The organism is Gemmatimonadota bacterium, assembly GCA_026706345.1.
Taxonomy (GTDB): Bacteria; JAAXHH01; JAAXHH01; order JAAXHH01; family JAAXHH01; genus JAAXHH01.
The window spans coordinates 1-6,934 of the sequence record JAPOYX010000034.1; the positions used below are offsets into that span (position 1 = coordinate 1).

The 6,934-nt window shown below is 64.9% G+C and carries 5 protein-coding genes; 3 read left to right on the forward strand and 2 right to left on the reverse strand.

Features of this window, described 5'->3' with window-relative positions; translation table 11 throughout:
• Window positions 1-150: 150 nt before the first annotated feature.
• From OXG98_03655 to OXG98_03665, 3 genes are read left to right on the forward strand one after another with little or no spacing between them, the layout of a single operon-like run.
• Window positions 151-1,191 carry a Gfo/Idh/MocA family oxidoreductase gene (locus OXG98_03655; GenBank protein ID MCY3771104.1) on the forward strand — a complete coding sequence of 347 codons (1,041 nt, stop codon included), beginning with the start codon at window positions 151-153 and terminating at the stop codon, window positions 1,189-1,191.
• Between the two features lie 22 nt (window positions 1,192-1,213).
• Complete coding sequence (locus OXG98_03660; protein MCY3771105.1) at window positions 1,214-4,015, forward strand: protein kinase; 2,802 nt, start codon at window positions 1,214-1,216, stop codon at window positions 4,013-4,015.
• A 48-nt stretch (window positions 4,016-4,063) separates the two neighbouring features.
• The gene (locus OXG98_03665) at window positions 4,064-4,615 is read left to right on the forward strand and encodes an adenine phosphoribosyltransferase (protein ID MCY3771106.1); all 552 of its coding nucleotides are present in this window, start codon (window positions 4,064-4,066) and stop codon (window positions 4,613-4,615) included.
• A gap of 52 nt (window positions 4,616-4,667) precedes the next feature.
• On the opposite strand, the gene waaF is transcribed toward OXG98_03665, so the two are convergent.
• Together waaF and OXG98_03675 are read right to left on the reverse strand one after the other, a co-directional pair.
• Complete coding sequence (gene waaF, locus OXG98_03670; GenBank protein MCY3771107.1) at window positions 4,668-5,738, reverse strand: lipopolysaccharide heptosyltransferase II; 1,071 nt, start codon at window positions 5,736-5,738, stop codon at window positions 4,668-4,670.
• Window positions 5,739-5,793: 55 nt separating this feature from the next.
• Window positions 5,794-6,816: a glycosyltransferase family 9 protein gene (locus OXG98_03675; protein ID MCY3771108.1), complete on the reverse strand. Its 1,023-nt coding sequence runs from the start codon at window positions 6,814-6,816 to the stop codon at window positions 5,794-5,796.
• Window positions 6,817-6,934 lie beyond the last annotated feature (118 nt).

Here is a 6,934-nt window from a genome sequence, read left to right on the forward strand (position 1 = left end):
GGACTGCTGCGCCGACGATCCCGCCAAACAGGCGGCGGCGTTGGCGCACTATCCTTTTGTCTTCGAACGGACGTCCCTCGAAAGACTGGAAACGGACCATGACCGGTGGACGGCCATGTTGAACACGTTGCAAGGATCCGGAGGCTGACCGTGAACCAACTGAACGTAGGCATCGTCGGTCTCGGCTGGGTAGCCGGGGCGCATATCGACGCTTTCAAGGCCGTGACCGGGGCGGACGTCACCGCCGTCTGCTCCCGCCGTACCCACGACGACGCAGTCCTTTCGGCACAGTTCGGAACGCCGCTGAAGTCCTGTGTCGATTACGAGAAGATGCTCTCCGACCCCGATGTCCACATCGTCGATATCTGCACCCCCCATCCCTTTCACGCCGATCAGGCCGTGGCCGCCGCGGAAGCCGGCAAACATCTCATCATCGAGAAGCCGCTCGCCCTGACCCCAGGAGACGCGGCCCGTATTCAGACCGCCGTGGACCGGGCCGGCGTATCGGTCTGCGTCTGTTTCGAATGCCGGTACAGCGCCCACTTCACCCTCATCCGGTCCGTCATCGACCAGGGGCTCCTCGGCGACCTGCACTACGCCGAAGTCGACTACTACCACGGCATCGGTCCGTGGTACGGCCAGTACGACTGGAACGTGAAGAAGGCCATGGGCGGGACCAGCCTGCTGACGGCCGGCTGCCATGCCCTGGATACCCTCCTTTTCTTTATGGACGGGAAGGTGGAGGAAGTCACCAGCTACAATACGAAGTCTTCGAGCCCTCACTTCGCACCTTACGAATACGATACGACCAGCGTTTCCATGCTGAAGTTCGAGGGAAGCGGCCGGATCGGCAAGGTGACTTCCTGCATCGACTGTCTCCAACCCTATTACTTCCACGTGCACCTGGTGGGCAGCGAGGGCAGCCTGCTGGACAACCGGTTCTACTCCGAGAAGATCCGGGGGATGGACCGGAGCCGGTGGAGCACCCTCGAGACCTCGCTGATTGATTCGGGCGACGTGCAGGATCATCCATACGAACCCCAGTTCCAGGCCTTTGTCGACAGCATCCGGGGCGGCGGCCCCATGCCCCTCACCGATATGGCCACGGCCTACGAATCCCACCGGGTTGTCTTCGCGGCCGACCGGTCCGCGGCGGAAGGCCGGCCCGTGCGCCTGGACGAGCTGGACTGACGTCCGAGATGGAGTAACAGCAATGCGGAAGGACGATGTCGTGCTCCACTACCGCATCGCAGGCGTCCTCGGACGGGGAGGCATGGGCGAGGTATACCTGGCCGAGGATACCCGGCTGAAGCGGCGGGTCGCCCTGAAGATGTTGCCGGAAGACCTGGCCGATGACCCCGCACTGCTCCAGCGGTTCCGTGTCGAAGCCGAAGCCGCCGCCAGGCTCAACCACCCGAACATCGCCCAGGTATACGCCATCGAGGAAGCGCGGATGGGCGGACCGGACGACCCGGACAGCCCGGACGACGCCGAATCCGGAAGTGGCGGTCAGGACAGTTCCGGAACGATGTATTTCATCACCATGGAATACGTGTCCGGCCGTCCGCTCCATGAGCACCTGGGCGGCGCGCCCCTTCCGCTGGATTCGTTCTATGACTGGTTCATACCCATCGCGGATGCCCTGGACCACGCCCACGAGCGGGGCGTCGTGCACCGGGACCTGAAACCGGCAAACGTCATGATTTCGGAGAAAGGCGTCCCGAAGATCCTGGACTTCGGGCTGGCTCGGGTCGTCCCCGGAAGCTCCGGCGAAACAGATGGCGCCGGGCCCACGATGAGTCTTACGCAGGCCGGAACGGTCATGGGCACCCCGGCGTACATGTCGCCCGAACAGGCGACCGGAAGCCACGGCGATCAACGGAGCGACATATTCAGCCTGGGGGTCATGATGTACGAGGCCCTGACGGGCGTCCGGCCCTTCACGGGCGAAAACTACGTGTCCGTCATCAGCAGCACCCTGAAGGACGACCCGGAGCCGGTGAGCGCATCCAACATCGACGTGCCCCCCATGCTGAACCGGGTCGTCCGGCGCTGCCTCGCCAAGGAGCCCAGGTCCCGCTACCAATCCGTGCTCGACGTGGGCCATGACCTGTCCGACAGCCGGGAGGAATACGAGGCAGGACCTTCGGGAACGACCGGCCCATCGAAGGCAGAACGGCCGGTTTCCCTCCTCCGGAACCCGGCCATGCTCGCGGCCTGCGCCGTAGGGATTGCCGGGGTGGCTCTCGGTATCGCTGGTCTGTCGGGGCTACTGCCGGCGGAGACCCCTTTGCCCGTCCGCAAGTTTCAGATTACGCTGGACAACCTGGGACGGGACAACGTGGCCATCTCACCGGATGGGACCATGCTCGCCTTTACCCGGGATAGCCGGCTGTGGGTGCGGCCCCTGGACCAGATCGAGGGGAGGGAGATTTCCGGTACGGAAGACGTTGACCGGGTATTCTGGTCTCCCGGCAGCCGCTACATCGGTTACCTGTCCGCGCGGTCGATCTGGAAGGTCGGCGCCGATGGCGACGGGCAGGTCCATCTGTGCGATTTGCCGGACCAGCGGCTGACAGGCATATCCTGGGGAGGCGATGGACAAATCATCTTCAGCATGAGCAGCCTGAGGACCGGCGGAGGACTGTATGCGGTGTCCGAGCACGGAGGCGTTCCGGTGCTGCTGGCGGAGCCGGACGAAACAAAATCGGAACGGGCCCTGGCCACCCCCCTGAGCCTGTCCGATCACAACCTCCGCCTGTTCTCGGTCGCATTGACCGAGGACGATTCGGATGTGATAGCCAATCTGAGCGAACAGTACCGGGGGAACGCCGAGTTGAGTCAGGTCATTACTGTCGGTCGTATCTCCGGGTCCCGCATTGTCGCGGAATCACCGGGGTACGGCCGGCGCACACTGTCCCTGGAAGGTGATTTTCTCGGCGTTGCGGGGTTCGCGTCCGGCCACCTGGTCTACTACCGAGAGACCACCCGGGCCGAAGGCGACCTTTGGGCCGTGCCCTTTTCGCCCCGGATCGGGGAACTAACGGGTGAAGCCTTTCCGGTGGTACGGCACGTGAATTCCGTCAGTCTCTCCACCGATGGTACCATGGTGTACCGGCCGGCATTCCGTCCCAGGCAGCAGCTTGCCGTGGTCAACCGCCGCGGGCGGATCGAACGGGTCATCGGCAGCCCGCAGGAATGGATTGGCGATCCCGTCCTGTCACCCGAGGGGATGCGGGTCATCGCGGACGCCAGGGACGGGAACCTTCAAGGGCTCTGGCTGTACGACTTCGAATCCGGTGCCGAAAGCCGGCTGACCTTTGACGACCGGGACTACAGCAAACCGACCTACACCTCCGATGGCGGATCCATTGTCTTCGCGGTTTCTCGCTCCCCGAATCCGGGGCGTTTCAGGCGCGATGGGCTGCTCATGCGCATGGATCTCGATGCCATGGAAGAGATGACGCCGTTCTCCACCGATTCGCTTACCGGCTGGGAACCTATCATGTCGGGTGACGGTAGCAAACTGGTCTTTTTCAAACGGCAAAGCATACAGTATTTATCCACGGAAGGCGACGCGGAGCCGGAAGTGCTCATTGAGAACCAGCGGCGGGTGTTTCAGGGCGCCCTGTCACCGGACGGTCGATACCTGGCCTACGTATCGAGCCTGGACGGTTCTCCGGAGGTGTACGTAACCCGGTTTCCTACGGGGTCGGGCCGCTGGCGCGTGTCCGTCAAGGGAGGCTGGACGCCGCGCTGGAATCCCTCCGGGGATGAATTGTTCTACGTGGAAGACAACCGGATGATGTCCGTTCCCCTTTTGGAAGGCCAGGGTTTCCGGTTCGGACCGCCGCGGGTCCTTTTCGATGGTATCCAGGGCGGTGCCGACTACCTGCGTTTTTCCGGTTTTGACGTGACCGGGGATGGGCAGAAGTTCATCCTGCCGACCAACGCGGAAGAAGAACGGCCCGTGTTGACCATTATAGAGAACTGGCCGGGAGAGTTCGGCCAGTAGCCCATAACGACACCGGCAGACAGGTGCTGCCGGACCGGATCGCTGCCTGTGGTATCAGAATCGAGGTGTGACTTGGACGCCCTGAAACAGAAGATCCGTAACGTGCCGGACTTTCCCATCCCCGGCATCAACTTCAAGGACGTGACCACGCTGTTCAAGGATCCCGCCGCCTTCCGTATGGCGGTGGACCGGTTCGTCGCGGAGTACGCGGACAAATCGATCGATCTGGTGGCCGGTATCGAGGCCCGGGGGTTCATCCTGGCGCCGGTACTGGCCTATCACATGGGCAAGGGAATCGTTCCCCTGCGAAAGCCCGGCAAGCTTCCCGCGGAGACACGGCGGATCGAATTCGACCTGGAATACGGCACGGACGCGCTGGAAATGCACCTGGACGCCATACAGCCCGGAGACCGCGTACTCATCGTGGACGACCTGCTGGCCACGGGGGGGACCGCGACGGCGGCTTGTCAACTGGTCGAAGACGCGGGCGGGGTCGTGGCCGGCGTGGGGTTTCTTATCGAACTGTCCTTCCTGGACGGCCGGAAGCGCTTGGGTGATCGACCCGTTTTCTCGCTCCTCGAATACGGCTCCGACGAATAAAACCGCACCTCAGCCCGTCAACCTGCGTTCATTCGCGCTATCAAATGCGCCATCAAACCGGTATCCGGCACTCCGCTTCGGAAATGACGCGCCGGGGATCGAGTTCCTCCATGCATGCATGAGTGCGGAACCGGCAGGCCCGGTTCCCGTGCAGACTGCAGGGGCTGCAGGAAAGATCGAGCGTTACGGCAGCGTCCGCCGGTCCGACCGGCGCGAACCCAAGCCGGGGGTGGGTGGCGCCGAATACGCCGACCACCGGAGTGCCCACGGCCGTCGCCACGTGCATGGGGCCGGAATCGTTGCTTACGAGGAGTGCGCACCGCTGCACGGCCGCGGGCAGCAGCGAGAGATCGGTGGTTCCGGTCCAGTCGACGGCCTGACGCCCCATGACTCGGGCCACCTCGCCCGCAACCGGCCGGTCCCCCTCGCTTCCCAGGAGCAGAATCGTCATATCCCGGGATCTCGCCATGTGGTCCGCAACCCGGGCGAACCGTTCCGGCGGCCAGCGCTTCGGGCCGTGCGAGGCGCCCGGCGCCACGCCGAGTACCGGGGCATCGGGTCCGATACCGGCCTCGGCCAGGCGATTCGCCACTTCGTCGACCGCCGATCTTCGGACGATCAGTTCTGGTATTCTATGCTCTCCCGTATACCGGGCACCTTCGGGGGACCCATCGCCTTGTTCCGGCGGCGCGAGAACCGACCCGAGCACCTCCAGGTACCGGTCGACCGTATGCGGGACGGACCTGGACCGCCGGCGTCTTCTGACGATGGCCATGCGGGCGAACCTTCGCTTGTCGTATCGGATAACCCGCCGCGCCATGCCCGCCAGTCCGACGAGCCTGCTGCGGATGTTCCCGTGCAGGTCGATCGCCAGGTCGTAGCGCCTCCGGCGCAAGCGGGCGACAAGCCGCCAGTGTCCCTGTTCGGGTTCGAAGCACTGCACCCGGGCGACACCGGGAAGCGCGCGAGCCAGGGGAGCGTACTCGTCCCGAGTAAGGAAGTCGAGTTCCGCATCAGGGCAGATCCTGCTCAGCTGCCGGGTAACCGGCGAAGTCAGCACGATATCGCCCATCGAGCTGAATCTGATGACCAGGATGCGGGATGGTCTTTCGGACTGGATCATGCTTCGGACACCGAAGGGTATGGTTTATGGTGCGCGGTTCAGCCCGGTGCGCCGGTCATCCCAGTTGCTGCGCCACGGCCTCCCGGACCATGTCCACGGTGATGCCGGAAAGGTCGCAGAAGGGGCCGCGGTCGCAGGTGGGACACTGCCCGTCGGGGGGCAGCAGGTTAAGGTCCAGGCCGCCCAGGGGCCGCCACCGTTGCGGCGACCGCGCGGGCAGCGGACAGAAGATGGATACCGTGGGGACGCCCAGCGCCCCCGCCAGGTGCATGGGTCCCGTACTGCTGCTCACCAGGAGATCCATTTCGCCGATCACCGCGATCAGTTCATCCAGCGAAAGCCGCCCGGCCAGCGAAAGGGCGGGTCCGTCCAGCCGGGACTTAATTGCTTCGGCGAGGCGTTCTTCCGCCGCGCTCCCGGTGACCACGATCTTCGCACCGTGCCGATCCTGCAAGCGCCTCGCCAGCGCGCCGTACCGCTCGGCCGTCCAGTTCGGGGCGTTCCGGCCGTTGCCGGGATGAATGCCGATGACCGGCATCCCTTCCGGCCGGTCCAGGACCCGGCGGGCTTCCGCCTTCTCCTTCTCCTCCACCTCGATCAGGGGCCGCCCCCCCGGTTCCCGGGCGTCGAGCGCGCGGGCCAGGTCCAGGCAGTAGTCCGATTCGTGACGAAGCGGCATGTAGCCGCCACGGCTGATCGCCCGGGTGAATGTAAGTGCCTGGTAGATCGTCCGGCCCACGCCGAGGCGGCGGGGGATGCCGGCCAGAAAGAGCATCCAGGCGTGACGGGCGGTCGGCATGAGCATCAAGGCCGTGTCGAAGCGGTGGGTTCTCAGGCGCCGCACCTGCGCGAGGAATCCCGCCAGGCCGCGGTGACCCGTATCCGGGTCGTCTTCGATCACGGTGTCGAGACAGGGGCTTCTATCGGGCACGCTCCGGGTATAGGGACGCACCATCATGGCGAGATGGGCGCGAGGCCAGCGATGCCGGAGGGCGTCCAGCACCGGCAGGGACAGCACCACGTCTCCGATCCGGTCGGGTCTTACCACGAGGATGCGTGGCGACGATGCCTGTTCCACGGGCGATCCTCCGGTCCGCCTGGTCCACCTGGTCCGCCTGGTCCGCCTGGTCCGCCTGGTCCACCTGGTCCGCCTGGTCCGCCTGGTCCGCCTGGTCCGCCTGGTCCGCCTGGTCCGC

Bases quoted from the DNA above. Each gene is read 5' to 3' on its own strand.
- OXG98_03660 (MCY3771105.1), top strand. From the start codon at position 1,214: ATGCGGAAGGACGATGTCGTGCTCCACTACCGCATCGCAGGCGTCCTC.
- waaF (MCY3771107.1), bottom strand. From the start codon at position 5,738: ATGATCCAGTCCGAAAGACCATCCCGCATCCTGGTCATCAGATTCAGC.